General features: G+C 39.8%; 24 protein-coding genes. 4 read left to right on the plus strand and 20 right to left on the minus strand.

Annotation, left to right across the window (positions count from 1 at the left end; all coding sequences use genetic code 11):
- Nucleotides 1-111: 111 nt before the first annotated feature.
- The 4 genes from N9I19_RS10155 to speB form a co-directional block, all read right to left on the minus strand.
- A complete protein-coding gene (locus N9I19_RS10155) occupies nt 112-1,101 on the minus strand; it encodes a D-2-hydroxyacid dehydrogenase (protein ID WP_317777709.1) in 990 nt (329 codons plus the stop codon).
- Nucleotides 1,102-1,193: 92 nt separating this feature from the next.
- Nucleotides 1,194-2,000, minus strand: a complete 807-nt coding sequence (locus N9I19_RS10160) for a class II aldolase/adducin family protein (RefSeq protein WP_081108695.1) — start codon at nt 1,998-2,000, stop codon at nt 1,194-1,196.
- Complete coding sequence (locus tag N9I19_RS10165) at nt 2,000-3,439, minus strand: sodium:solute symporter family protein (protein ID WP_317777710.1); 1,440 nt, start codon at nt 3,437-3,439, stop codon at nt 2,000-2,002. The genes N9I19_RS10160 and N9I19_RS10165 overlap by 1 nt, the downstream gene beginning before the upstream one ends.
- Before the next feature lie 101 nt (nt 3,440-3,540).
- Nucleotides 3,541-4,539 (minus strand): agmatinase, encoded by a 999-nt coding sequence (gene speB, locus N9I19_RS10170; protein WP_089363554.1) that lies wholly within the window; start codon nt 4,537-4,539, stop codon nt 3,541-3,543.
- Nucleotides 4,540-4,849: 310 nt separating this feature from the next.
- On the opposite strand from speB, the gene N9I19_RS10175 reads away from it, so the two are divergent.
- Nucleotides 4,850-6,253 carry a sigma-54 interaction domain-containing protein gene (locus tag N9I19_RS10175; protein ID WP_317777711.1) on the plus strand — a complete coding sequence of 468 codons (1,404 nt, stop codon included), beginning with the start codon at nt 4,850-4,852 and terminating at the stop codon, nt 6,251-6,253.
- Between the two features lie 962 nt (nt 6,254-7,215).
- Here the strand turns inward: N9I19_RS10175 and N9I19_RS10180 are convergent.
- The gene (locus N9I19_RS10180; RefSeq protein WP_260398923.1) at nt 7,216-7,344 is read right to left on the minus strand and encodes a hypothetical protein; all 129 of its coding nucleotides are present in this window, start codon (nt 7,342-7,344) and stop codon (nt 7,216-7,218) included.
- Nucleotides 7,345-7,666: 322 nt separating this feature from the next.
- Nucleotides 7,667-7,846, minus strand: coding sequence for an IDEAL domain-containing protein (locus N9I19_RS10185; protein WP_089363541.1), 180 nt, complete (start codon nt 7,844-7,846; stop codon nt 7,667-7,669).
- 477 nt (nt 7,847-8,323) lie between these two features.
- Here N9I19_RS10185 and N9I19_RS10190 point away from each other — a divergent pair, with 477 nt between their 5' ends.
- Nucleotides 8,324-9,622, plus strand: a complete 1,299-nt coding sequence (locus tag N9I19_RS10190; protein ID WP_317777712.1) for an MFS transporter — start codon at nt 8,324-8,326, stop codon at nt 9,620-9,622.
- Nucleotides 9,623-9,712: 90 nt separating this feature from the next.
- On the opposite strand, the gene N9I19_RS10195 is transcribed toward N9I19_RS10190, so the two are convergent.
- Both N9I19_RS10195 and N9I19_RS10200 read right to left on the minus strand, forming a co-directional pair.
- Complete coding sequence (locus tag N9I19_RS10195; protein ID WP_317777713.1) at nt 9,713-10,408, minus strand: YjjG family noncanonical pyrimidine nucleotidase; 696 nt, start codon at nt 10,406-10,408, stop codon at nt 9,713-9,715.
- A 162-nt stretch (nt 10,409-10,570) separates the two neighbouring features.
- On the minus strand, nt 10,571-11,044 hold the full coding sequence (locus tag N9I19_RS10200; RefSeq protein ID WP_317777714.1) for a BCCT family transporter: 474 nt from the start codon (nt 11,042-11,044) through the stop codon (nt 10,571-10,573).
- On the opposite strand from N9I19_RS10200, the gene N9I19_RS10205 reads away from it, so the two are divergent.
- Nucleotides 11,028-11,204 (plus strand): hypothetical protein, encoded by a 177-nt coding sequence (locus N9I19_RS10205; RefSeq protein WP_317777715.1) that lies wholly within the window; start codon nt 11,028-11,030, stop codon nt 11,202-11,204. The two genes, N9I19_RS10200 and N9I19_RS10205, sit on opposite strands and share 17 nt — an antisense overlap.
- 196 nt (nt 11,205-11,400) lie before the next feature.
- Here the strand turns inward: N9I19_RS10205 and N9I19_RS10210 are convergent, their stop codons facing one another.
- The 9 genes from N9I19_RS10210 to N9I19_RS10250 form a co-directional block, all read right to left on the minus strand.
- Nucleotides 11,401-12,123, minus strand: a complete 723-nt coding sequence (locus N9I19_RS10210) for an anti-sigma factor domain-containing protein (protein WP_317777716.1) — start codon at nt 12,121-12,123, stop codon at nt 11,401-11,403.
- Complete coding sequence (locus tag N9I19_RS10215; RefSeq protein ID WP_061465967.1) at nt 12,124-12,678, minus strand: RNA polymerase sigma factor; 555 nt, start codon at nt 12,676-12,678, stop codon at nt 12,124-12,126.
- Nucleotides 12,679-12,756: 78 nt separating this feature from the next.
- On the minus strand, nt 12,757-13,227 hold the full coding sequence (locus N9I19_RS10220; RefSeq protein WP_317777717.1) for a COG4315 family predicted lipoprotein: 471 nt from the start codon (nt 13,225-13,227) through the stop codon (nt 12,757-12,759).
- 22 nt (nt 13,228-13,249) lie between these two features.
- Nucleotides 13,250-14,026: an extracellular solute-binding protein gene (locus N9I19_RS10225; protein WP_289320966.1), complete on the minus strand. Its 777-nt coding sequence runs from the start codon at nt 14,024-14,026 to the stop codon at nt 13,250-13,252.
- A 433-nt stretch (nt 14,027-14,459) separates the two neighbouring features.
- Complete coding sequence (locus tag N9I19_RS10230; RefSeq protein WP_317777718.1) at nt 14,460-15,566, minus strand: GerAB/ArcD/ProY family transporter; 1,107 nt, start codon at nt 15,564-15,566, stop codon at nt 14,460-14,462.
- 189 nt (nt 15,567-15,755) lie between these two features.
- Nucleotides 15,756-16,856, minus strand: coding sequence for a GerAB/ArcD/ProY family transporter (locus tag N9I19_RS10235; RefSeq protein ID WP_289320968.1), 1,101 nt, complete (start codon nt 16,854-16,856; stop codon nt 15,756-15,758).
- A 56-nt stretch (nt 16,857-16,912) separates the two neighbouring features.
- The gene (locus N9I19_RS10240) at nt 16,913-17,116 is read right to left on the minus strand and encodes a hypothetical protein (protein WP_250211754.1); all 204 of its coding nucleotides are present in this window, start codon (nt 17,114-17,116) and stop codon (nt 16,913-16,915) included.
- Nucleotides 17,117-17,130: 14 nt separating this feature from the next.
- On the minus strand, nt 17,131-18,375 hold the full coding sequence (locus tag N9I19_RS10245; RefSeq protein ID WP_317777719.1) for a Ger(x)C family spore germination protein: 1,245 nt from the start codon (nt 18,373-18,375) through the stop codon (nt 17,131-17,133).
- A complete protein-coding gene (locus N9I19_RS10250; RefSeq protein WP_061461793.1) occupies nt 18,372-19,964 on the minus strand; it encodes a spore germination protein in 1,593 nt (530 codons plus the stop codon). Before N9I19_RS10250 ends, N9I19_RS10245 begins: the two co-directional genes overlap by 4 nt.
- 382 nt (nt 19,965-20,346) lie before the next feature.
- Here N9I19_RS10250 and N9I19_RS10255 point away from each other — a divergent pair, with 382 nt between their 5' ends.
- Nucleotides 20,347-22,413, plus strand: coding sequence for a Na+/H+ antiporter (locus tag N9I19_RS10255; protein ID WP_317777720.1), 2,067 nt, complete (start codon nt 20,347-20,349; stop codon nt 22,411-22,413).
- 354 nt (nt 22,414-22,767) lie between these two features.
- Here N9I19_RS10255 and N9I19_RS10260 read toward each other — a convergent pair whose 3' ends face one another.
- The 3 genes from N9I19_RS10260 to N9I19_RS10270 all read right to left on the minus strand — a co-directional run bounded on the left by N9I19_RS10260 (nt 22,768) and on the right by N9I19_RS10270 (nt 24,322).
- Nucleotides 22,768-23,184 carry a DUF3021 domain-containing protein gene (locus N9I19_RS10260; protein WP_317777721.1) on the minus strand — a complete coding sequence of 139 codons (417 nt, stop codon included), beginning with the start codon at nt 23,182-23,184 and terminating at the stop codon, nt 22,768-22,770.
- Nucleotides 23,184-23,639, minus strand: a complete 456-nt coding sequence (locus tag N9I19_RS10265; RefSeq protein WP_317777722.1) for a LytTR family DNA-binding domain-containing protein — start codon at nt 23,637-23,639, stop codon at nt 23,184-23,186. Before N9I19_RS10265 ends, N9I19_RS10260 begins: the two co-directional genes overlap by 1 nt.
- Nucleotides 23,640-23,830: 191 nt before the next feature.
- Complete coding sequence (locus N9I19_RS10270; protein ID WP_317777723.1) at nt 23,831-24,322, minus strand: PaaI family thioesterase; 492 nt, start codon at nt 24,320-24,322, stop codon at nt 23,831-23,833.
- Nucleotides 24,323-24,503: the final 181 nt, after the last annotated feature.

A 24,503-nucleotide genomic window follows, 5' to 3' on the forward strand; every position in this document is an offset into this window, starting at 1 on the left:
TTCAAAAAAAAAGCAAACCCCAATCAAGGTCTGCCCTCCTACTCCATTCATATCATTGAAAGTTTGAAAGTTCCCATTCGTTGAGAGCTTCTTTTTCATAACCCATTCCTGTTAATAACCCAGTCCTTTTTCCACAACGTTCTTGAGCGGCTTACCGTCAGAAAACAGCTTTAAATTTTTCAGGAATAACTCCATTACACGATCTAGATGTTTGGCAGAGTTGTAAGCATTATGTGGGGATACCATGACATTTTCCAGCTGCCAGAAAGGGTGATCCTCAGGTAAAGGTTCTACTTCAAACACATCGAGCGCCGCTCCTGCTATGTGCCCATTTTTCAATGATTCAATTAAATCTTCATCCACAATCGTATTACCACGGCCGACATTAATTAAATGGCTGCCTTTTTTCATTTTATTTATGCGTTCTTCATTTAAAAAATAAGAAGTATCTTTTGTAAACGGGAGTGCCAAGACTACAAAATCGGACCTAGAAAGGACCTCATCCACTTGATCCATCCCCATTATCAAATCAGCAGGTTCATATTCTTCCTTCCTCTGGGCGGGATTTCTGCGGCAGCCAATAACGGTCATTCCTAGTCCTTTACATCTCTTTGCTATCTCAAAGCCAATATCACCATACCCAATTATCCCGACTGTTGAATTCTCAAGGTCTTTCACAGGGATTTCAACCCAATTTTTGTTTATTTGATTTCTGATCATTGTCGGCACACCCCTTGCTAACGAAGATAGCATCGCAATTGTATGCTCGGCTATCGGGACAGATGAGCAGCCTTTGACATTAGTGATGATGACATCGCTTTTTTTGATGTCTTCATTCAGCATGGCCTCCACTCCCGCACTGTCTGAATGTACCCATTTAATTTTTGGAGCTTTTTTTAAAATGCTAAGATTATCATGAAGTCCCAGCGTATAAAGGATATCAAACTTTGATAGATCTACTGTTGGCTGCGGTTCAGTTTCGCCGAATTCCCATGGTTCGATAACAACTTCAGAACAAATCTCCTTAAACTCATTGATGTATTTCTCCGGTATATCGACCCTGATATAAAGTGAAGGTGCTGTTTTCTTAGAATCGGACATTATTAAACCTCCTCAAGAACCTGCAATCCCTTTTTCCCTCTTTGATGAAAGCAATCCGTTTCATGTTTCGTGTCTATCCCCGTGCTTTATGATCACTTCAAGCAATCCGGTTGCTCTTCTCTAATTCTATCCCAAAGAGGCTGAAAACTCAGCCATCCCTCATATTCAGTTCCCGTTTGTTCTGCAGTTAACTTTGCATACTCCTGTTCTATAAAAATGGGCTTGCCTACAGATTCAGCCATTATCTGTGCTTGACATGAACGTTCCATCGTTATGAACCACCAAGCAGCTGAATCTACAGATTGGCCCACCGTTAACAATCCATGGTTGCGGAGGATGACAGCTTTGTATTGACCTAGAGCCCTGGCAATGCGTTTCCCTTCTTCAGATGCATAAACCACACCAGTAAAATCATCAAATAATGCATGGTCATTGTAAAATTGGCAGGCATCTTGCGTAATCGGATCTAACAGTCTCCCTAAAGAAGACCATGTCTTTCCATAGACCGAATGAGCATGTGCCGCTGCAACTGCATCCGGTCGTGCTTTATGAATTTCCGAATGGATGGCAAAGGCAGCACCATTCACTGAATGTTCACCCTCTACAATATCACCTTTATGATTAACCAATATAAGATCTGAAACGGAAATTTGACTAAAATGCATCCCAAACGGATTGACCCAGAAATGGTCTGTATATTTTGGATCACGGACCGTAATATGGCCAGCTATCCCTTCATCGAAACCAAACTTTGAAAAAAGCCTGAATGAAGCTGCCAACCGTTCTTTCCGGTGATTGCGCTCTTCTTCCATTGTATTGAATGTTGCGGGTTGAAGGGAAATTGTCTTTGTCATTTTTCGTTCCTCCTTGATTCTTTTTCTGTTTTTTTGGTGAACCATCAATTAGCCATGGTGTCCATGTCAGCTTTACCCTTAACATCTTGCATTTCCTCGCTTTTGTTCTCGAGATGATTTTTCGAACTTAGGAAAGTAAATGTAGTAATGACGACAAAACTAGTAGCGAGCCCGTACAGAATTGGTTGAGTGGAGGATGGTCCATTTATCACTAATCCAACAATAATAACGACCATGCTGGCCAGGATGGAGTAAAATGCGGCTGTAGCCGTTACCCTCTTCCAAAAGAATCCAAGGATGATTGGAAAGAACACAGCACCAGATAAAATTGCGTAAGCTACGTCCAATGCAACTAAAATATCCTGAATCCATATCGAAACGATAATGGTCAATACACCAATCGTTAAAGTCGTAATCCGGGATGTTTTTAAAAATTGACGTTCACTCATTCCTGGACCGATATATTTTTTAATGATGTCATTAACAACTAAAGTGGAAGAAGCAAGCAATGTCCCTGATGCTGTGGACATAAGGGCAGATACCACACTCGCAATGACGACCCCCAATAGACCAGGAGGCAAAGTTTCCATCGCTATACTAGTAAAAGCGTTTTGTGGATTTCCTAAATTAGGAAGGATAATAAAAGCGCACATTCCAATGATACTGATTGCTATCGCATAAAAAACACTATATATTCCCGCTCCAACCGTTCCGCCACGAGATATCGCTTTGGTTCGTGCAGTAAAAAGACGCTGCCAGATATCTTGGCCAACAACAACCCCTAAAGTAAATAGTAAGAAGTATTGAAAAATTGTCTCTCCGCCAATGTTGCCTAACTCGAAATGGGATGCAGGGAGATTTTCTTTAAGCGATTCCCACCCTCCTGCCTTAGAGATGCTCAATGGAAGCATGATAAAGAAAATACCGATCGTCATGATGACGAATTGCACGACATCAGTCATGGTGACTGACCACATACCTCCTAATATTGTATAAAATAAAACGATCCCACCCCCGACTATCATGGAAACCGTTAAATTCCAGCCAGCCAAAACATGTAATATCGTCCCCATCCCAATCACTTGCGTTACAGTCAGCATGAAAGTATAGATAACAGAGACAAGGGCACTAATCAATCTTGTTTGAGAATTGTAACGCTTCTCAAGCATTTCACTGATCGTCAGTACTTTTAAATCAAATATCTTATTTGTTAAAAACAACCCGATAGCGATAATGCCGAGTCCAATCATCACCACTAGCCAAATACCGGATATCCCAAACTGATAACCTAACTTTGCTGTACCTAGAGTGGAAGCCCCCCCTAATATCACAGCAGCTAAACAGGATAAATACATAAAATGCCCTAGATTACGCCCTGCTACAATGAAATCATCTGCCGTTTTTGCCCGTTTGGATCCGATTACTCCCACAATGATTAAAACAGAAAAATATAGAATCATGATCGATATATCCAAAATATGCATGTACACATCTCCTTTTGGGGTTGTTTTGTTTTATATCGCTTTGTGTTTAAAGAGGGAAGGATTGGATTTCACCGTTCCTCCCTTCAATTTATATGAGAGAACTAGTTGTTAAGCTGCGTTTCCAGATCTCCCGTTCTCTCTTTTTTCTCCAGTTTACCTTTTTTTGCGAGAGCGATGAGTGTGATGAATTCATAGACAATATTAGCTGCGGCGGCAGCCGTGATTTGTCCGTGATCATATGATGGTAAAACCTCAACAAGATCGAATCCCACAAAATCTATATTCGTCAATCCTCTTACAAAGGCTAAAGCATCATCAATGCTGGCCCCTGAAACCTCCGGGGTCCCCGTTCCAGGGGCATAGACGGGATCTAAAAAATCAATGTCAAAAGATAAAAACACCGGGCCCTTCGCGACACGTTCATGAATGACCTCTAGCATCTTTTGGACCCCGATGCGTTTATAATCGTTCGTCGTATAAACCCCCAAACCTAAATCCTGGGCATCCTGAAGATCTTCCGGTCCGTAAAGACCACCCCTCATTCCAATTTGAAGAGATCGCGATACATCGATGAGACCCTCTTCTATTGCCCGGCGAAAAACCGTTCCGTGATTATACTTTTGATCAAAATAACTATCCCAAGTATCGGAGTGAGCATCGAATTGAAGCAAGGCCACTGGTCCATGCTTTTTTACGATTGCGCGTAACTCCCCTAGAGTAATAGAATGATCGCCTCCTAATGAAATGGGGATGATCCCTTTTTCAATGACGGGGGTAAGCTCTTCTTCGATCTTTTTATATGTTTCAGAGATATAACCGGGAATGATCGGAATATCCCCATAATCAATTCCTGATATAAAATCAAAAATATTTATATCTTGTTCTGGATTATAAGGGCGTAAAAGGATTGAAAAATCGCGAATGGCTTCTGGTCCGAATCTCGCACCCGTTCTGAATGATTGCCCGGAATCAAAAGGAATTCCCGTAATGACAAAATCCATATGTTCATCTACCTGTTCAACAAATGGAAGCCGCATAAACGTACGTACTCCGCAAAAACGGGGTGATTTGAATGAGTCTTTCGGTTGATACTTCATCATGTAACATCCTCCTAAATTTCAACTATTATTTTCACTACATTGCAATTTCATGATGTTAAATGAACTTCCATCTTTTTTACACTAATAGAATGGAAATATATAACACCCTTGTTTGGAAGTTCTCTTCTTACCTTTTACATAAGCAAGATTCACGCCAACTATTTCGCTGCGGTTTATAAGGCTTTTCGATATTCTGTTTCATCAAATGATCAAAGACTTAATCATTTTCTTATTTTTTGATTTAATTTTTGATTATTCTGACTTTTTGATTTATATTTTAATTAATCAACATCCCAAAGGAGCGGAACTCATGTATGACGATATGCTGGAGGAAGAACTTAATAAGATCATTGAAACATCGAATAATAACATCCTCATTACCGATCAAGATGGAATCATTTTATATTCCAATCCAAAGCTTTGGGAGATTTATGGTATGGAAAGTGATTCTTATATCGGTACCTCTGTCTATCAATTAGAAAGTGAGGGCCTTCTCACACCATCCATCAATGCGATTGTTTTAAAAGAAAAAAAAGCGAAGCGTATAATGCAACATACAAAAACAGGTCATGTTGTCATGTCGACTGGCTATCCCATTTTTAATAAGGACGGACTTCTCGTTAGGGTAATCAGCTATGGCCAGGATCAAACCGAGATTCTGCAATTGCAAGATCAATTTGAGCAATTACAACGAAAAGTAAAAGGCTATCAAACCGAAGTCGAGGATTTAAGAGAAAAGGAACTGGATTACCATGATATGATCGCTAGAAGTAATGAAACGAAGCAGATTTTAAAAACGATCCATAATGTTGCAAAAACCGATGCCACGATTCTCTTATTAGGACCATCCGGGGTAGGGAAAAGCACTTTTGCCCGTGCTGTTCATGACCAAAGCAACCGAAAGAAAGAACCTTTTATCGAAGTGAATTGCAGCACGATACCTGATAGTTTGTTTGAATCCGAAATATTCGGCTATGAGCCGGGATCATTTACAGGGGCAGATAAACAAGGAAGGCAAGGCCTGGTTGAGCAGGCTGACAGCGGAACTCTTTTCTTAGATGAAATCGGGGAACTCCCACTTGCCATGCAAGCTAAATTACTGAAAGTATTACAGGAAAAAAAGATAAAGCGTATCGGCGGAAAAAAAGAAAACTATATTAACTTCCGCCTTGTTGCAGCAACTAATCAAGATCTGAAGGGGATGGTTAGTCAAGGTAAATTTAGATTAGACTTATTTTATCGTTTGAATGTGATTCCCATCCAAATTCCGGCTTTGCATGAACGTAAAGAAGATATACCTCTCTTAATACAACATCATTTAAAGAAAACGAATGATAAATACCAGAAATTCAAAAAAATCCATCCATCGACTTATGAAGTTTTGACCCATTATAATTGGCCCGGGAATATACGAGAATTAGAAAACCTAATTGAACGGTTAATCCTGACCATTGAAGTGCCAAATATATTTCCCGAACACCTTCCGCAATCCATCACAGGGCAAATAGAAAAGCCCGAAGACTCCACTTTCTTGGCAATCGAAAAAGAATGTGAAGAGAATTTCGATTTAAAGAAGACACTGGAAAAGGTTGAAATGCAACTGATTGCTAAAGCATGGAAACAATGTAAAACCACCTATGAAATGGCAGACCATTTGGGCATCAGTCAGCCAACGGTCATCTATAAATTAAAGAAATACAAAAAGTATTTTTAAATTCATCTGGATTAAAATCCCCTAGACACGATAGATGGTGGTCCTTAGCCTTTAGTAATGAAATGCCATTCAAGCTAAGTGCGCTTTTGAAACCTTATATGCCAGTTGCCATAAACCCAATAACAATAAAAAAGCTATAATACAAACAATCAATAAAAAAATCCACATTCAAGATGAATGGGATCCACAAATATCTTTTTAAGTAAGATTTGCAGGCTTAAATTAATTCAACGAATAATCGTCAGTGAGGCTCCTGCTGCTCCTCCTGTAAAGACAACTGTGGCCTCTAAATCAAATACATGAAGGAGATTGAGATTGTATTCTCTGCTGATAAATTAACACCCACATCATTATTATAATTAGAAATTAAGACTGCTATTGATAATATGGAGCTGCGAATAGGCGAAGCACCCTTTAAAATCAACCTCGAACCAACAACAATTGTTCCAGTTGCCCTGTTGTTGATCCTGTCGCCCAGTTAATCCCGTTGCTCCGGTTGTTTCTGTATTTTTCCTTTTTCTTTTTTTAGATATATCAGGACATTATTGCTGAATATCAGGTTTTTATGATTGGATTAATCTTGAATACATATATCAGAACGAATTTTTTCATTTCAACGGTTCCGCCTAAAAAACAAAAGATATTTTACTATATCAACAGAATAAGAATTACATATCCTAATCGAAGCTGAATACATCAAAAAAAGAGGCACCCATAATGGGAGCCTGAATTTTAGTGAAGGTAAGCTATTGTATGTAAACGGCAACCATTCCGCATCCCTATCCGATGCGATAGTTGAGAAATAAGATATTCCACGCAGTCACTTTAGAGATTTCTTTAAGCCTTTTAATGAGTTTAATGAGGCTTTGACTTAAGGACACGGACTTAAAACTGGAAATGCAAAAAAATAAAAATGAATCAGGAAGCCATGCATAATTTCCCGATTCATTTTTTACATTCATTTACTTTTTATCTTTAATGCTTTTGGGAACATAGTCATTCAGTTTATTAAATAAAGAAGTAATGTAGGAGTTGAGCTCGAATCGATCCTCCTGAATAAATTCAGCTAACGACACTCCATTCTTTTTCATATCTTCTCCCCCTTTTAGCATTCTATCCTGATGCATATATCTTCCAGCCTCAGCCTCCACTACCTGTGACTCCAGTCATTGGCGCACTTACAATATCTTCTCTCCATCGTTTTCTTTATTTGATTATCATGATTACACAAGAAAGCGCTTACAATGTAAAATATTATAATACTATAGATTCCTATTTACTTATGTTTCAGATTAAATAAAATTTCATCTTCATCATATTTATATTATCAAGCTGCACTGGCTTCTATGTGCGCATGAGCTTTTCTTTTCTTTTATTTCAAAGCTACTTGTCTTTTTTACAGTGTGCAAAATTTCATGAAATGCCCTTCAATATTTCAGTTAAACGTATGAACTCATCCTTATCATGATTCTTCAATGAATCATCGATTTCTTTTTCAATTTGTGCTTTCCGATAATCACTAAGGGCCTTTTTCAAAACCAATTCAGCCATCTCTTCAGGTTCCAGCGATGTTCCTGGCAATTGCTTCTCCATACGAAACCAACTCCTTAACCTTTTTTCTATTATACTAAGTAACTTGGAGATTATTATTATTTATTGAAATCTTATCCTTTCCGCTTTTTTATTTCCTTATCCACATGATTTCCACTTTGCCACTCTTCTATACATAAAAAATACTAAATGATTTTAAGTGAATGTTCTTCTCATCTTTAGTTAAAAATTTCCCCTTACTTTGGCTTCACCATTTTATCCGTTAAGGTCTGAATTTGTTTATTTCCATTACTTTAGAATTAATTATATTCGAATACAGCTAATAAGAGCTAAGTTAATTGCTTCATTTTTTCTGAAAAATCAGAAATATATTGACTGTGATGGATAACCCCTCTAAAATAATCTAAATAATCCAGTTTTTTACTTATATTTCTAACCAGCGATTTTGTTCATTCAATGTAAGTGCTTTATTTATGAAACCATTTTTGAGTAAAACTATGCATTAAAGGAGCATTATCCATGAAAAAAAGTCGAGTTCTTTTCGCTAGTTTAGCCGGTTCCGTTATCGAGTGGTATGATTTTTATTTATACGGGACAGCAACGGGCTTAGTTTTTACAACTCTATTCTTCCCCAATCATGATCCTGCCATTTCACTTCTTCTCGCCTTTGTCACTTTCGGGGCAGGTTACGCAGCCCGTCCAATCGGGAGCATCCTCTTCGGTCATATGGGTGATCGCATCGGCCGGAAGGCAGCACTCATGTTTACACTAATTGGCATGGGCGGGAGTTCAATGCTTATCGGTGTTCTGCCCACTTATGCCCAGGTTGGTTTGGCGGCACCCGCTATCTTGGTGGTGCTGAGGTTGATTCAAGGAATTTCCCTGGGAGGTGAATGGGGCGGAGCCATCCTATTGGCAACGGAATCTGCTCCAAAGGGTGTCCGTGGGTTATATGGATCCATTCCCCAACTAGGGGTACCCATCGGTTTAGTTGCCGGTTCGTTCAGCCTAACCCTTATAAGTTCCTTGACAACCGATGCCCAATTTTTAGCTTGGGGTTGGCGAATTCCTTTCCTTTTAAGCGGTGTACTGATTGCATTGGCAATCTGGGTAAGGAGTGGAATTGAGGAAACGACGGAGTTCCAGCAACAGAAAGATAGCGGTGATCTTGCGAAAGTTCCCATTATTGAAACGTTGAAACACGATTGGAGAAGTGTGCTGCAAGTAATCGGATTAAAAATTGGGGACGGGTTCTTCAATGTATTCATCATGTCCTATGTTCTCGTCTTTACTACAATGTATTTCGGTTATTCACGAGATTCCGCCTTGACCGCTTTAACGGTTGGATGTGCTACAATGCTAGTTACCATTCCAGTCATTGGTTACATTTCTGATTTTATCGGTCGAAAAATTATTTATTTTGGGGGCCTGATTCTCCTTTTCATCTTGGCTATCCCATATTTCACAATGATTGGGCAAGGGGTCGGCTGGTTCTATTTTATGCAGGCAATTGTACTCGGAGTCGTCTGGGGAGCCATTTTTTCTACACAAGGAACATTATTCTCAGAGCTCTTTCCAGCAAAGGTCCGTTATACCGGATTATCCGTCGGATATCAGGTCGCGGCAGCCATTGCAGGTTTCGGTCCCCTCATCTGGACCACCATGGCGGAATCATATGGCCCATCCCCTTTGGTATTTGGCGGATTCATGATGACAGGCCTCGTAATCTCCCTAGCACTCTGTCTGCTATTACCGCATTCCAGTAGAATGATCGAAACGGATCAAACTCTTAAACCCAATGAGCTGGATTTGAACTGATTCTAAAATCCTTGGCATAAATAAAAACAAAGGCTGCATGTCATATCACTTGGACAAGCGGCCTCTGTTTTTTAGAACGCAGATAACTCTCTAAACTTGCTTACTTCCTATAATCCCTAAAAGATCAGTCAGCTTACGGATTTCATAGGTTGGCTTGATTCCCAGATTATTATCCTTTTGATGGGGATTGTACCAGCAGGTGTCAATTCCATAATTCAATCCACCCTGTATATCTGATGTCAAGGAGTCACCCACCATCAACGCTTTCGATTTATCTGTGATCTTTAACTTGGAAAATGCATAATCAAAAATCCCTTTATCAGGCTTCTGAAACCCAGCCTCTTGGGAAGCTATCAAATGCTCAAAAGTATGGCTAAGAGGAGAACCCCCGATTCTTGCTGTCTGCACTGACGTAAAGCCATTTGTTATAATAGCCAGCCGGCATCCTTTAAGCTTCTCGCAAACCTCTACAGCCCCTGGCATTAGATGTATTTCCTTTCCCAAATATCCCAGATACGCACGGCTGAATGAATCCGCATGGATATCAAGACCATGCTTAAGGAATAACCGCTTAAACCTTTCCACTCCCAGTTCAGTTAAATCAATAAGTCCCTGTTCCAGATCTCTCCATAATCCTCTACTGATTTCTTGATAGCCTACCACATAATCCTTTGCCCCTGTGGGCAAACCGAACTCCAAAAAGGCTTCATGCAGTGCCTTTTTTTCCGATATTCTAAAGTCTAGCAATGTATCATCAACATCAAATAAGATAATCTCGTATTTCATCGCTGCCTCCTGTATTCATACTGAACTGTTTAAAATCATCATCTGTATTACTATTCCTATGAATAGAAGCCTAACGAAGAATAACTTCTTCCAAACATAGAAAAGCCGAATAAGGACACTCTTTAATAGTGTCCATTATTCGACCGATGACACAACACCTGTTTATAAAGCCTCTTTTTTAGGAAGGGGCGCTTTTTGTTCAGGTTCTTTATTTTGTTTTCCCATTGTTAGACCTATTTCCGCTTTAAGACCTTTATATGTAGAATAACACATGACGAGCATTAGCACCGCCAAAGGAACCGCGGTTGCAACAAGTGCGGATTGCAAACCTGCCAGACCACCAGTCATGATCAATACAATAGAAATTGCCGCAATGACAGCTCCCCATATCATTTTTATTGAATGGGATGGATTTGGATTTCCATTTTCGCTAAACATCCCTAACACAAAAACAGCTGAGTTGGCGGATGTGATAAAGAATACCAGTACGAGTACCATAGCTAGAATACTTAAAAATGTAGTCATCGGAAAATAATCAAAAAATTTAAACAATGCAGATGTCACATCGGTCGAAACTGCAGTAGCTAGTTCTGTTTCACCCATATTTTGAATTAAATGAATGGCTGATCTCCCCACTTCTCTCGATAAAGCACTTGATGAAACGAAACGGATATTGATCAGGAAATCTTACCAAACATACAAATCATCAAGGAAAGTCGCGAAGGACCTCTCTATCAGTCAAACGAAAGCTTCGGCATTGATCCGGGAGTACTGTTGGGATTTAATGAATAAATAGGTATCATGAAAGGACAATATTTGTCTTACCTTAAACAAGTCCATTTGCCCCCAACCGAAACATGCTGGTTATTCGTTGCTAGTGATCGATAGTGAATGGTAAACACTTATATTCCAATTCATATTTCACTTAGCTATTAAATTCAGGTACGAACAGAAAATAAGAGACTTCCCCTTTGCGGGCAAGTCTCTTATTTTTATGAAGATCCAACTATTTTATCACCTCTCGGCTTTGTACTATTTGAATCTGGTTCTTTTGTGATGCCAATTTGATTGAATTGATCATTAATGGACAGTTTGTATGTCAACGATCCTGTGCCTGCTTCATCAGGCTTGAAGGTTCCTGCATTTGTCCGTTTTCCATCTTTCAGCAACCATACCTGATACACCTCGGACTCTTGAAGGCTAGGCAAATTCTGAATCTGAACGATTAACCTTCTTTCTTCACCTTGCTGCAAAATGTATGCAGCACCGTCCGTATTCATCTTTATAGCTGTCTTATCAGCAGGCTGCAAAGATAGTGACGTTTTAACCTCCATTGGCAGATTGATGGCTGTAAGTTCTTTTTTTAGTTGAATATTGGAATACAACAGCACAAATGACAACACTAGAGTGGCCAGCAAGATACCTGAAGTTACAGGTGTAAACTGCTTAAGGAAAAAACCACTCCATTTCTTTTCCTTTGTCACTGGAACTTCATCATCAGTCTCAAAGACAAAATTCATAACCTCTGATTTCATGGAAGAAGAAGGTTCTATTTCCTCAAAATCCCATTTCAATGAATTCCAGGCTTCCGTCATTTGTTCATACTCCCTAGTGCATTCAGAGCAGTGAATTAAGTGTTCCGTGAATGCCTTTTTTTCTTTTTCCCCCAGTTCACCCGATAAAAATGAAAGCAGGTTAGCGCATTTTGTATTCATTTACAAACCACCTACTTCCAAATGCTTTTTCAACAATTTAAGCGACTGATGAAGTCTGCTCTTGATGGTACCAACCGGTTCATTTTCAATTTTGGCAATTTCCGTTAACGAGTACCCTTTCCAATACAGTAAATCAATCAGCCTTTTTTGCGGCTTGCTTAACTTACTTTTTGCATTGGCAATTTCACTGTGTAATAGCCCATTTTCTATATCATTATTCGGATCTTCTATGTCAATTGGATGACTCATGTCCATATGTTTGTTATTCCGGATATGAACACTGTCTTTACGCACATAATCGACACACACATTTCGTGTAACCGTCAAAAGCCAGCTTAAAAAGTGCCCCTTTTCGGAATTGTAGCTGCTTTTTGTGGTCCAGAGCTTTAAAAAGACCAACTGCACAATCTCCTTAGTTTTTTCAGCATTTCCATTTGTGAATTTAAAAATAAAACCATAGATTAATTTAATATGCCGGTCATAAAGTTCTTCCAGGGCAGGACGATGCTTTTTCATTACTAATGCCATCAATTCCTTATCAAGTTTTTCTTTCAATCGCACCTGCAACTCCTCACCAAGTAAATTTGGAAAACGAACAACAGGAACGATCACCAGTGATCGTCCCTTTTTTTCTTATTTTGGAAAAACCGTCTCATTATTTACAATATACCAAACATTTTTCACTCCTTCACCATTGACATCTCCCGCTGCCTTATCATTCACAAAATAGTAGAGTGGAAATCCTTTGTACGTTACCTGTTCTTCTCCTGTATCTTCCCTTTTAATGGTTCCAAAATCTTTTTCCTCAAATCCTTTTGGAACAGCAAAATCCCTTTCCATGAACGGCGGCCATTTCTCCAGACATTCATCCGCGCAATTGCTTTTACCGGATTTATCATTCTTGAAAAAATAAAGTGTCATTCCCTTGGAATCAGCCAAGTATTCGCCTGTTGTTTCACTTTCCATTAATTTTAGGGTTACTGCTTTTTCATCGGCAGTACCACTAACAACTTGATCCTTTTTGGGTGAATCATCAGCTTCATTTCCACACGCCGTCAAAACTAGGACCATCATAAAAACTGAAAATACCAACCACTTTTTCATATACTCTCACTCCTCATAAATTTTACTTCCATCCCCATTTTTGAAATACTTGATGGGATTCTTCCGTTTTAAGATAGTCAATGAATTGTTTTGCTTTTTTCTTGTTTTCGCTCTTACTTGTTATGCTTACCGGAGTTCCCCTATATAGCTTGTCTTCCTCAGGGAGTTGAACCAGGTCTGTCACATCCGATAGACGGTAATGCCAGGATTCATATGTTATCCAAGCGTCGAATTTAGAATTTGCCTTCCATAGCTCGATAGCTTCTGCACTGGACTTCACTGAAATGGCAATATTCCTGCTAATTCCAGGAATAAGTCCTTTTCTTCCCGCCAAATCTTCCCATAGCCCCAGTTGCCCGGCTCCATTAACATCCACAATCTTTACGCCCTTCTTCGTTAAATCCTCCAATGACTGTATATTCTTTGGGTTTCCTTTTCTAACCAGAATTCCAGCCGCCCTCGAGTACAATTCAGTACGGCTTTTTTCATTAATGATACCTGGATGATTAAGCATGAAATCAGTTAGCATATACTCAGAACCTCCGTAAATGATATCGGCATCCTGCTTGGCTTGATCAATCCATTTTTCTTCGGGTCCCGCTGTTACCTCAACTTTTATTCCCGTTTCATTGGTGAATTGCTCCGCTACTTCCTTGATTGGTCCAAGAGGGCCACCTGGACCGTATACTTTTACGACATCGTTGACTGCTTGCCCCGGTTTCGAATCCATTTCAGGTGAAAATCCTACAAGGACTAACATCAATGATATCCACCCAACAAAAATGACCTTTTTCTTCACGTCTTTCTTCTCTCCTTTCTAAAAAAACCTTTGTACTATAGATAACGGGACAAACCTCAAAACGGTTTGAAAAAGATTGTTAATTATTTTTAACTTGCTGCAAATTACATCTGATGATCTCCAGTTTTTAAGTTTTTCACTCAACAAAAAAACCATTCGAAAACGGAATGGTTGCAGACTGTAGACAAACTCCATAATGATTGAGTCTTTCTATAATTTTTATAAGATTTTTAAAATTTTGCCGTTGATTGGAACATAGAGCCCTCGGCGCCATGCGCCTGCGGGTTCTCCGATGGAAGCGCTTTTCTAAGCAGGAGTCTCGAACCTTTCGTTCCAATCAACTTTGTTTTAACATTAAGATAGAGCTCCTTTTGCCTATTTTCTTGCCCATACTTTTTTCAAGCATCTTAAATCAAAGAATTGGAAGAAAAGGTTAGCTTGAATTGCTTCCCTTTTTCTGTATTTTTCTTTTCCCAATCACAGCAATCACCAACAATAACAGAGGTATAATCGTTTGCATCAAAATTCCTTGAAAAGGGAAGGCGATGATATCATATCGACTGACATCCATAGAGCTAGGATACGACCAATAGCTGAATTCTACAATCAATATCCCTATCGGCCATACAACAGGACGATAGTCGGAGAGATTCAGCCACTGCGCGGTACCTAAAGCAGCCGCATAATAAAACACGGAAATTTTGACAAACGCTCCTACTATCCATACGGCCATGATGGCGGACTCCAAATGTTCAAAAAAGTCCGCCAAACTGATGTACCGAGATACATTCATCACGGGATAATTCTTTGTGGCTGTTGTTGACCCGAGTATAAAAAGAACCAGAAGATTCACCACAATCAACGTCATCATCACGGCAAAAACAGACATCATCCCGGATTTCATCCCTTTTTTCATATCGGTTAAAAAAGGGAGGAGAAAAATCATCAAAAAAAACTCGCTGAACCATCCACCCGGTACAATCGAACCCTTGATTGGAGGCATAATTCCATTCCCCAATATCGGGAATATATTCTTAAATTCAAGATCTGGGCCCAGTAGGACGATTAAAATGAGGATTGGAAAGATAAAAACAGGAACCAACAATTGGGCAGCTCTCCCCATCACCTCTATCCCTCCGCGTACGATAAAGGCACAGAGGAGTACCATCGATGCCATGATCACGCTAATCGGGGTTTTGACCAGAAAAGAGTCGACAATAAATTCTCCGTAACTTCTTAGGATTTGCCCTGTGATCGGGATATAAAAAAACAAGAATAAAAAACCGAGAATTTTCCCCGGAATCCGACCTATGATATGTTCACTGAATTGGATAACCGTTTGTTTTGGATAAAGTTTGTGCAGTTTATAAGTGATATACACCGTCGCATACCCGATGAGAGACGCCAAAATGGGGGAAAGCCATAAATCAGTTTTGGCATATTTCGCTGTGATGCTTGGAACACCGAGAACAGCCGTTGCCACAATCGTTGGATACATCAAGAATGCCATCTGTAGAGATGAAATTTTACCTTTCTCCATCATCTTCCTCCTTTCTGTGATGGTAAGTAAATTTGGAATCACGTAGCCCACTGATAGATTTACTTTTTCATAAACTCTTCAAAGGGCTAAAAAAAGAGATGCAATCCATTCAGTTAGTCCTGCCCTCTGCGCGAGTACGAACATAGATAGCACCTTTTTGATAGGATATTTAGCATAAAAAATGCCCAGTTAGCTGGTTTCGGTTCCTTTACGATTTCTTTTCCTTACAACAGCAATCACCAACAATAACAGAGGAATAATCGTTTGCATCAAAATTCCTTGTAAAGGGAAGACGTTAGTATCATTACGACTGACATCCATAGAGCTAGGCAACGACCACAAACTGAATATGACAATCAAGATCCCTATCGGCCATACAACAGGACGATAGTCGGAGAGATTCAGCCACTGCGCTGTACCTAAAGCAGATACATAATAAAAAACGGAAATTTTCACAAACGCCCCCACTATCCATACCGCCATGACGGCGGACTCTACATGTTCAAAAAAGTCGGCCAAACTGATGTATCGAGATACATTCATCAGGGGGTAAAGTTTTGTGGATGTGGTTGACCCAAGTACAAATAGAACCATAAGATTCACCACAATTAACGTCATCATCACGGTAAACACAGTCATCATCCCTGATTTCATCCCTTTTTTCATATCTGCCAAGAAAGGGAGAAGAAAAATGATCAGGAAAAACTCGCTGAACCATCCACCCGGTACAATCGCACCCTTGATTGGGGGCATTATACCATCCCCCAATACCGGGAATATATTCTTAAATTCGAGATCAGGAATCAGCAAGAGGATTAAGATAAAGATTGGAAAAATGAAAACAGGTACAAACAATTCAGCAGCTCGCCCCAACACTTCTATTCCCCCGCGTACGATGAACGCACACAGAATCACCATCGATATCATGATCACACTAATCGGGGTACGTACCAGAAAAGAGCCGACAACAAATTCTGCGTAGGATCTAAGGATTAGCCCCGTGTTCTGGATATAAAAAAACAAGAGTAAAAAACCGAAAATTTTCCCCAGAATCCGACCAATGATCTTTTCAGTGAATTGGATCACCGTTTGTTTTGGATAAAGTTGGTGCAGTTTATAAGCGATATACACCGTCAAATACCCTATGAGCGCAGCAAAAATGGGGGAGAGCCATAAATCAGTTTTGGCATATTTCGCTGTGATGCTGGGAACACCGAGAATAGCCGTTGCCACAATCGCCGGATACAACATGAATGCCATCTGCAGAGATGAAATTTTCCCTTTCTCCATCTGCTTCCTCCTTTCTTAATAGAATGAAATTAATCCCGCAACACCCACTAATAAACTCACTTTTCCATAAACTCTGCAAATGGTCTGAAAAGAGTCTCCACCCATTGAGTGGGCCCTGACATCTGTGGGAGATTGAACATGGACAGAACCAAGCCAGTGAGGAGCAGTGTAACAAATGCCACTTTATCTTTTTTAGGATTTTTTTTCATTTTCGGCCATTCATACAAAATGATTAGAATTACAATCACGGTTGTACACAAAAAAGTCCCCCATCTCACTTGTCCTTCACCTCATTTTCAGATAAACCTGCCGGTTTGTTAATATAGCCCTGTCTTCGAATATAGGCCATAACATCGATTTCCACTTCCATTTCCGCGAATATCTCCTCCCAGTGGTTTTCGACCTTATTAAACTGTTTAGGATATTTCCTATAGAAATCTTTACCTAACCCTAAAATGTCCGATTTCTTATGCTGAGTATTCAGAAAAGCCAGCTCGATGCGTTTTTCTATATCTTTTTGATAGGCTCGTTCTGCCATTTTTAAAGATTTTGGACTTGAAAGGTCTAAATTCGTTCCATTTTGTATAACAGCTCCTTCTGTATTTACCTTCACCAACAATTTCCATTTGTCATTGATAATTTGCGGAATGATCTTGACTTTGGCTGTCACTGGATTTAAAGAAATCTCCCCTTTCACACCTTTTGGTTGTAAGGTCACGGTATATGATTCTATTTCATCCCTTAACCACAATAGCCCTCTAGTTTCCTTTTCAGTCAGCGTTCCAGTCATTTTATCTTTTTTGAACACGGCTGATCCGACAATGTAAGGAATCCCCTGTAATTTCGTTTGCCCTTTCCCTGGAGGTAATATTTTAATGAATGGAATTACGGCCGCTTGAGGCTTACCCGTTAACATTTCATCTAAATCCTGTAGTGTAACCAGCATCCCGATATGTAAATCAGATAGTTCTCTAAGCACTTCCCCTGAATAGTTTTCCAGGGGCGGCAAAGATTCAAGGATAGGCTTTGCTTTCCCTTTGCTTACATACACATTTGCTTTCTCTCTTGGCTGCGGATGGCGCAGCAAAAAATCCAGCTGCTCTTGAACTCCTTCCTTCGCTAACTTTTCACCGAATACAAATACTTTACAATGTCCCCAAAATACTTTTCGCGGAAGCTTGCTTTGAAGCCTAGACAATGCATCTGAAATATTGGAGCCTTTTTCAGATCTCACCAATGTCGTAACCGCACCCCCTCCTTGACTGGACCCTCCTTGACCTCCTCCGCTACTTATTGAACTTGGAATAAAGACTTGGACGGATAGTTCGATTTGATTATCATCCTTCTTATCGATGGCGGCTGCTGTGACAACCGCCAAATCAGTGATTTCCACTCGATCCCAACAACCGCTTAGAAAAGGGGTCGTTCCACAAATACCGAGCAAAAGAAGGACGCTTTTCATGAAATGACGCCTTTTTCCTTTCTCCAATATCCTTTTTCGCCTCCAGCTATTATTCACTCCGTTTCACTCCCCCTTTTTGGATTTGGTTTCTGTTCCGGGGCTTGACGGTATACATTAGAATCCCCTGTGAGACGCGGGCGTGAATCCATCATCCACCAAGGGGCTCTCCACAGCACATCTTTCAGCTCTTTACCTTTTAACGGTGCCAGTGGCGCTAAGTATGGAACGCCAAAGGAACGTAAGCTGCATAAGTGAATGACTATGGCGATGATCCCCATCATGATGCCAAGCAGTCCTAAGGTACCGGCAAGCAGCATCATTGGAAAACGCAGCATCCGGAAAGCAATTCCGGCAATATAACGAGGCATCATAAAAGAAGCGATTCCCGTAATTGCAACCACAATGACCATTGGCGCTGAAACCAAGCCCGCTTGTACGGAAGCTTGACCAATCACTAGCGCTCCAACAATGCTGACGGCAGAACCTACCTGCTTCGGCAATCGAACCCCTGCCTCTCTTAGTGCTTCAAACGTAATTTCCATAGCCAATGCCTCTACTATTGCAGGAAAAGGGACCGATTCCCGTGATGCTGCTACGCTTAGCAGGAGGGCGGTTGGGACCGCCTCATGATGGAACGTCAAAATGGCAACATATAGGGACGGGAGCAAAAGGGATAAAAACATGAAAAAATAACGCAACCAACGGATAAAAGTGCCTGCCATAAAACGTTGAGCATAATCCTCTTGTGATTGAATCAAAGAAAAGAAGGATATTGGTGCAATTAAAGTAAAAGGGGTTCCTTCTACAAGAATGACAGCTCGTCCCTCCAGCAAACTAGAACAGGCTACATCCGGCCGTTCTGTCGACATGATCTGAGGGAAAGGTGAAAACGGATTGTCCTCAATCATTTCCTCGATGTACTCGCTTTCTAAAATACCGTCTATTTTAATTCGTTCCAACCGAGTTGTAATCTCTTCAATCAGTGTTTTATCCGCAAGTCCATCAATATAAGCAATTGAAACATTCGTCCTGGTAAGAGTTCCGATCTTCATCGATTGTATTTTAAGGGCAGGACTTTTAATAATGCGTCGCAATTGGGACGTATTTACCTCTAGCGATTCAATAAATCCCTCTCGTGACCCCCTAACTCCACTCTCTGCCACAGGTTCTTCAATCGCTCGCTTTTCCCATTTGGACAATCCTAAAGAAAATCCATCGCTTCCCCCTTCATATAGAAGGATCGGGTTTCCAGAGGAAATCGATTCAATGCAATTTGCCAGCATACTCACTTTTACCACTTTAGGAACGGGCAATTTATGTTCAATAAAATCATTTAATGGTTGTGGTTCTTTTGATGACTCCTGCATGAGTGGAGATAGCACATATTGCTCTATCGCCTCGATGTCTGAGAGTCCCGCAATGTAAATGAGCATCGCCCGCGTTTTTCCGAAAAGTAAGAACGAGCGAAACATGACATCCGAACAATTATCATAAACAGAACGAAGTGTTTCTACATTTTGACTGAAATTCGCATCAAGTGAATCTGCAGGCTTGGAATCTAGGTAATCATTTTGCACCAGGGATTTTTTTTCTTTCTTTTTTCTTAACAATTTGCCAACATTACGAATCAAGCTGGTTACCCCCATTTTTTTGCAGGTCGCTCTAACTCCATTTTTCTATGTTTCTTCATTAAGGGTATTTTATACAGAAAATCCTGATTCCAGCATGAACTTATATTTAGAAGAATTAAAAAGCTATGTTATAAGCTGATATTGAATAAACCGTAAACTCTTGTGATATCCTGTTTGTAATTAATAACTAAGGGGTATATCAAAAACCGAGACTACATATTAGTGAAAAATACTGTCTCTGTTTAAGTATGGATTTTGACCAAGATATGCAAGACCATAAAGAAGGGGATACTTTTTAAAGGATGGATATTCGCTTTAAAATACCTCTGCATTTTTATCTTTTTATAGTAGTTTCATGGACACTCAGAGTAAAACATTAGAAGATAGGGGGGATTCTATGTCATTCTTAATCGCTTTGCTCGGATTATTGGTTGCCACAATAATTGCAACCATCTTGAATGCCATATGGCCTCGTATTCCGCTTCCAATATATCAGATAGTCATGGGAGCAGTGCTTTCATTATTGCCATTTCAATTATCGTTGGATTTTCATTCAGAATTATTCATGATCTGTGTCATTGCTCCGCTGCTCTTTACAGAAGGAAAAAATACGTCCCGTAAAGAAATGCTTGAATTGCGTAAGCCTATTCTGTTATTGGCCTTTGGGTTAGTATTCGTGACCGTTTTTGCAGGAGGTTTTTTCATCCACTGGTTAATACCCGATATGCCCATGGCTGTTGCTTTTGCTTTAGCAGCCACGATTACCCCTACGGATGCCGTAGCGGTACAATCGATTACAAAAGGATTGAAATTGCCCGGAAATATGATGCCCATCCTTGAAGGTGAATCACTTTTCAATGATGCTGCTGGAATCGTTGCTTTTAAAGTTGCCTTGGCAGCTGCCTTAACTGGTGTATTTTCTATAAAAGATGCTTCGCTTAATTTTATATTCGTAGCTTTAGGCGGTATCTTTATAGGTATCCTATTGGGTTATTTAATCGTTAAATTACGATTATTTTTACGGGTTCATGGTCTTGAAGAAATCTCCATGTCCATTGTTATTGAACTGATTACGCCTTTTGCCATATATATGGTAGCTGAAGAATTCCATGTATCCGGCATCTTGGCAGTGGTTGCTGCAGGTGTAATTCATGGCATCGAGCGGGACCGCCTTCAGAGTTCCACAACTAAATTGCAAATTGTATCAACTAATACATGGTCTGTATTAGGTTATGTTTTGAATGGACTTGTATTTGCCTTGTTAGGATTCATGTTGCCGATTGTTTATCAGGAAATTGAGTCCGGCTTAAATAGGGGTAATCTTTTTGGGATAAGTGTTTTGATTGTTCTTTTATTATTGGTGATCCGTTTTATTTGGGTATACATTCTGCATGATACTTTTACGAAAAACAGAGTGAATCCATTAGAGCAATTCATCATGTCAAGGGTTCATCCAGAAGATAGCCATGACACCGATGAGGAGAATGTTTCAAGATCACGATTTGCCTTCTTGACATCCGTTAGCGGCATTCATGGAACCATTACATTAGCTACAGCTTTATCCATACCATATTTTATGCCGGATGACACTTTATTCCCGATGCGTAATACTGTCTTGTTTATCGCAGCTTGCGTTATATTGTTAAGCGTCATATTGGCTACGGTTCTCTTGCCATTACTGGTGAAGACACCGATTGAATTCAAAGATGAACGCCTAACCCCTGAAGAGGCTTATAAAATTGTTTTAAATAAAACGATCAATCAGCTGAGCAAAGAAGCAACCATCGATAATCAGAAAGCTGTCCATCAAGTGATGGAAGATTTAAATGATCAACTGATAGATTTGGAGCGGGGAATAACAAATAGACCGGATAATCGGACAATACGCGATTTAGTTGAGCTAGGTGCCAACAAGGAATTGGAGGTCGTTTCTGGATTAGTCGAAAAAAGGACTATATCTGAAACAGCCTTTGAACTTTATAAAGTATATATCTCAAGAACCTTAAATTATATGCAAAAATCTTCGCTGAAAAGGGCTTGGATCAATTTGCAGGCCATTCTTTTCAAGAAAAAGATCAATGTCAAATGGGATAAGAAATGGAAAGCGAAATTAGAGGACTCCATCGTTAAAAATGCTGACCTGATCCGGGAGTTCCGTAAAGCACAAAAAGAAGCTTCAAAGGAAGCTATTTCATTGATCAAACAACAAACTACAACTGAGAACCGTCATGAAGTCATGCTTGTCATTCAAAGATATAATCGTTATTTGAATCCATTCGGAACATTAAGTGAAAAAGAAGCAAATCGCTTTAAAGAGATGGTGAGTCATTTTCAGTTGAATGCGATGCAAATCGAACGTGATATCATTCAGCAAATGGTTGAAGATGAGCAAATATCCATGCAATCAGCGACTGAGCTTAGACAAAACTTAATCTATGATGAAATGTTAATGATACAAAATTGATAAATTATAAAGAGGCACCGATACAGCAGGAAGCGGTGTCTCTTTATTTAAAACCAAAGGGGGCAAATGGAGAAATAACTCAGGAAAAAAGAAATGAAAAGACCTGCTATAGATCGAGCAGGGATAAGGGATTTCAGTTTAAGTTGGTACGGTATCTTCATGGCATCTGTTCCCTCTATCCTTCTCGGTGTTCTTGTTCTTTCACAATGGTAAGTTAATCGTTTTGCAGCTTTAACTGTTGTTTCAATTGCATACTGCAGTTGATGCAAGCATCATGAAGCCGGCGGGTTATATGAAAATGCCTTTATTTTCTTGCGGTTCAGCTCCACACTGCTCTAACTGATCACTCCACGCTCAATTCCTTCTTTTATCAAGTCCATCATTCAATATTTTCATTTGGAAGCGGAAGTAGAGATAGAATATGGTCCAAATGATCATATAGAATGGTATGAAAATCCCTATTCCTATAGCTAATCCTTTTAAGCTGAATGGGATCCAACCAACAAAGAAGGATAATAGGAAGTATAGGATGCTGACAGTCAGGAAGTGCAAAATGGTTTGAGATAACAAACTCCATTTTTCCTTTTCAAAGTAGAGTGTTGCCGTGCTGAAGAACCAGCCACATAATATGCAGCCTATCGCGTTTTTTACAAATATTTCACTGTCCAATGAAGTAGCCTCCCCAAAAGCGATCACCCCAAAACATGTCAGCACCATCACGAGTGCCCCAAAGCAAATCCCAACTAAGCTGCGGAATAATAGTATTTTCATCATAATCCCTTCCTTTTCCATTGAAATGCTTTCTTGATCCCTTGAACATAGTGGCGAGAAACATATTCTTTTTCCCCTGATCGGAAATACACACATAATGTCCCGTTGAAAGATGCCTCGAATCTGCTTAACTCATCCAAATTGGCAATCACTGACTTGGACAATCGCACGAATTGATTACCGGGAAGTTCCCTTTCCAGTTCATATAACCTTTCTTTCATTTCGAAAGTACCCTGTTTCGTCCGCACCATTATGGAATCTTGCTCTGTGAACAAACAAATAATTTCTTCTGCCCGGAAGACATGCTGCATTTCTTCTTTTCTACCAACAAAATACGGTCTTTTCCTCTCCTTCAAGCGCTCCATCAGTTCCTGCACTTCCTCATTCCATTCGTGATTGCGGATAAGCACCTCTATCGCCTTGATCTCCTTATCTATCTCTACGTTAATTTTCATTCTGCGACCTCCTTTGCTTATAACGTAAGTATATTAATATCTTGATATTTCGCTTGTGATTTCCAGCTACATGCCACTTTATAGCGATAACATGCTTTAAATGGATAATCAGATACACTAAATAACCGTCCAAATAATTGGACGGCCCTTTGATATAAAATCTAATTCTGATTTTAAATGCGTTTTATTAATTAAGATCTCTCTTTGCTTGTAAAAGTACTTGGCATCACAACAGCGATAACTTCTCCACGGGCGCAAAGTTTATCGATGGCAAAAACCTCTGTTTCGATTCTCCATTTCTTAGGATGAATTTCATGAACCGTCCCAACTGCCATTAATGGCACATCATTTGGGGTTGGCTTTACGAACTCCACTTTCAGTGAAGCTGTCACGAACCTGGGAGGCTCCACTCCATCTCCAGCTTCATGACCATTTTTACGATGCAATGCAATAGCAGCGGAACCTGTTCCATGACAATCAATTAAAGATGCAATCAAGCCGCCATAAACAAACCCTGGAATTGCGATATGCTCTGGACGTGGTGTATAAATTGTCCTTGTTTGCTCGCCTTGCCAACCCGTTCGAAAATGATGACCATCTTTGTTTAAGCGACCACATCCATAACACCATGCAAATGCATCTGGATAATCATCTTGAATCGCTTTTAGCACATTCTCCTCCATCAACTCTCCCCCTTTTTCAGAATATTATAACACCATTAAAGGATAATCGGTCTATTTGGATAATTGCTGAAAGATAGTTTTTTTGTCATTCCATGAATCTTTATTAAGCTTACGTCCTAGTTTTAATTTTCATGCAATAGTAAACTGACGCAGCTTTATACATACTGTGGAAATCGACAAC

Source organism: Peribacillus sp. CSMR9, assembly GCF_033141925.1.
Taxonomy (GTDB): Bacteria; Bacillota; Bacilli; order Bacillales; family DSM-1321; genus Peribacillus; species Peribacillus simplex_A.

Excerpts from the sequence above, each read along its gene's own strand:
- N9I19_RS10155 (WP_317777709.1), bottom strand. The coding sequence starts at position 1,101 with ATGTCCGATTCTAAGAAAACAGCACCTTCACTTTATATCAGGGTCGAT.
- N9I19_RS10160 (WP_081108695.1), bottom strand. The coding sequence starts at position 2,000 with ATGGTTCACCAAAAAAACAGAAAAAGAATCAAGGAGGAACGAAAAATG.
- N9I19_RS10165 (WP_317777710.1), bottom strand. The coding sequence starts at position 3,439 with ATGCATATTTTGGATATATCGATCATGATTCTATATTTTTCTGTTTTA.
- speB (WP_089363554.1), bottom strand. The coding sequence starts at position 4,539 with ATGATGAAGTATCAACCGAAAGACTCATTCAAATCACCCCGTTTTTGC.
- N9I19_RS10175 (WP_317777711.1), top strand. The coding sequence starts at position 4,850 with ATGTATGACGATATGCTGGAGGAAGAACTTAATAAGATCATTGAAACA.
- N9I19_RS10180 (WP_260398923.1), bottom strand. The coding sequence starts at position 7,344 with ATGAAAAAGAATGGAGTGTCGTTAGCTGAATTTATTCAGGAGGATCGA.
- N9I19_RS10185 (WP_089363541.1), bottom strand. The coding sequence starts at position 7,846 with ATGGAGAAGCAATTGCCAGGAACATCGCTGGAACCTGAAGAGATGGCT.
- N9I19_RS10190 (WP_317777712.1), top strand. The coding sequence starts at position 8,324 with ATGAAAAAAAGTCGAGTTCTTTTCGCTAGTTTAGCCGGTTCCGTTATC.
- N9I19_RS10195 (WP_317777713.1), bottom strand. The coding sequence starts at position 10,408 with ATGAAATACGAGATTATCTTATTTGATGTTGATGATACATTGCTAGAC.
- N9I19_RS10205 (WP_317777715.1), top strand. The coding sequence starts at position 11,028 with ATGGCTGATCTCCCCACTTCTCTCGATAAAGCACTTGATGAAACGAAA.
- N9I19_RS10210 (WP_317777716.1), bottom strand. The coding sequence starts at position 12,123 with ATGAATACAAAATGCGCTAACCTGCTTTCATTTTTATCGGGTGAACTG.
- N9I19_RS10220 (WP_317777717.1), bottom strand. The coding sequence starts at position 13,227 with ATGAAAAAGTGGTTGGTATTTTCAGTTTTTATGATGGTCCTAGTTTTG.
- N9I19_RS10230 (WP_317777718.1), bottom strand. The coding sequence starts at position 15,566 with ATGGAGAAAGGTAAAATTTCATCTCTACAGATGGCATTCTTGATGTAT.
- N9I19_RS10235 (WP_289320968.1), bottom strand. The coding sequence starts at position 16,856 with ATGGAGAAAGGGAAAATTTCATCTCTGCAGATGGCATTCATGTTGTAT.
- N9I19_RS10250 (WP_061461793.1), bottom strand. The coding sequence starts at position 19,964 with ATGGGGGTAACCAGCTTGATTCGTAATGTTGGCAAATTGTTAAGAAAA.
- N9I19_RS10255 (WP_317777720.1), top strand. The coding sequence starts at position 20,347 with ATGTCATTCTTAATCGCTTTGCTCGGATTATTGGTTGCCACAATAATT.
- N9I19_RS10260 (WP_317777721.1), bottom strand. The coding sequence starts at position 23,184 with ATGAAAATACTATTATTCCGCAGCTTAGTTGGGATTTGCTTTGGGGCA.
- N9I19_RS10265 (WP_317777722.1), bottom strand. The coding sequence starts at position 23,639 with ATGAAAATTAACGTAGAGATAGATAAGGAGATCAAGGCGATAGAGGTG.
- N9I19_RS10270 (WP_317777723.1), bottom strand. The coding sequence starts at position 24,322 with ATGGAGGAGAATGTGCTAAAAGCGATTCAAGATGATTATCCAGATGCA.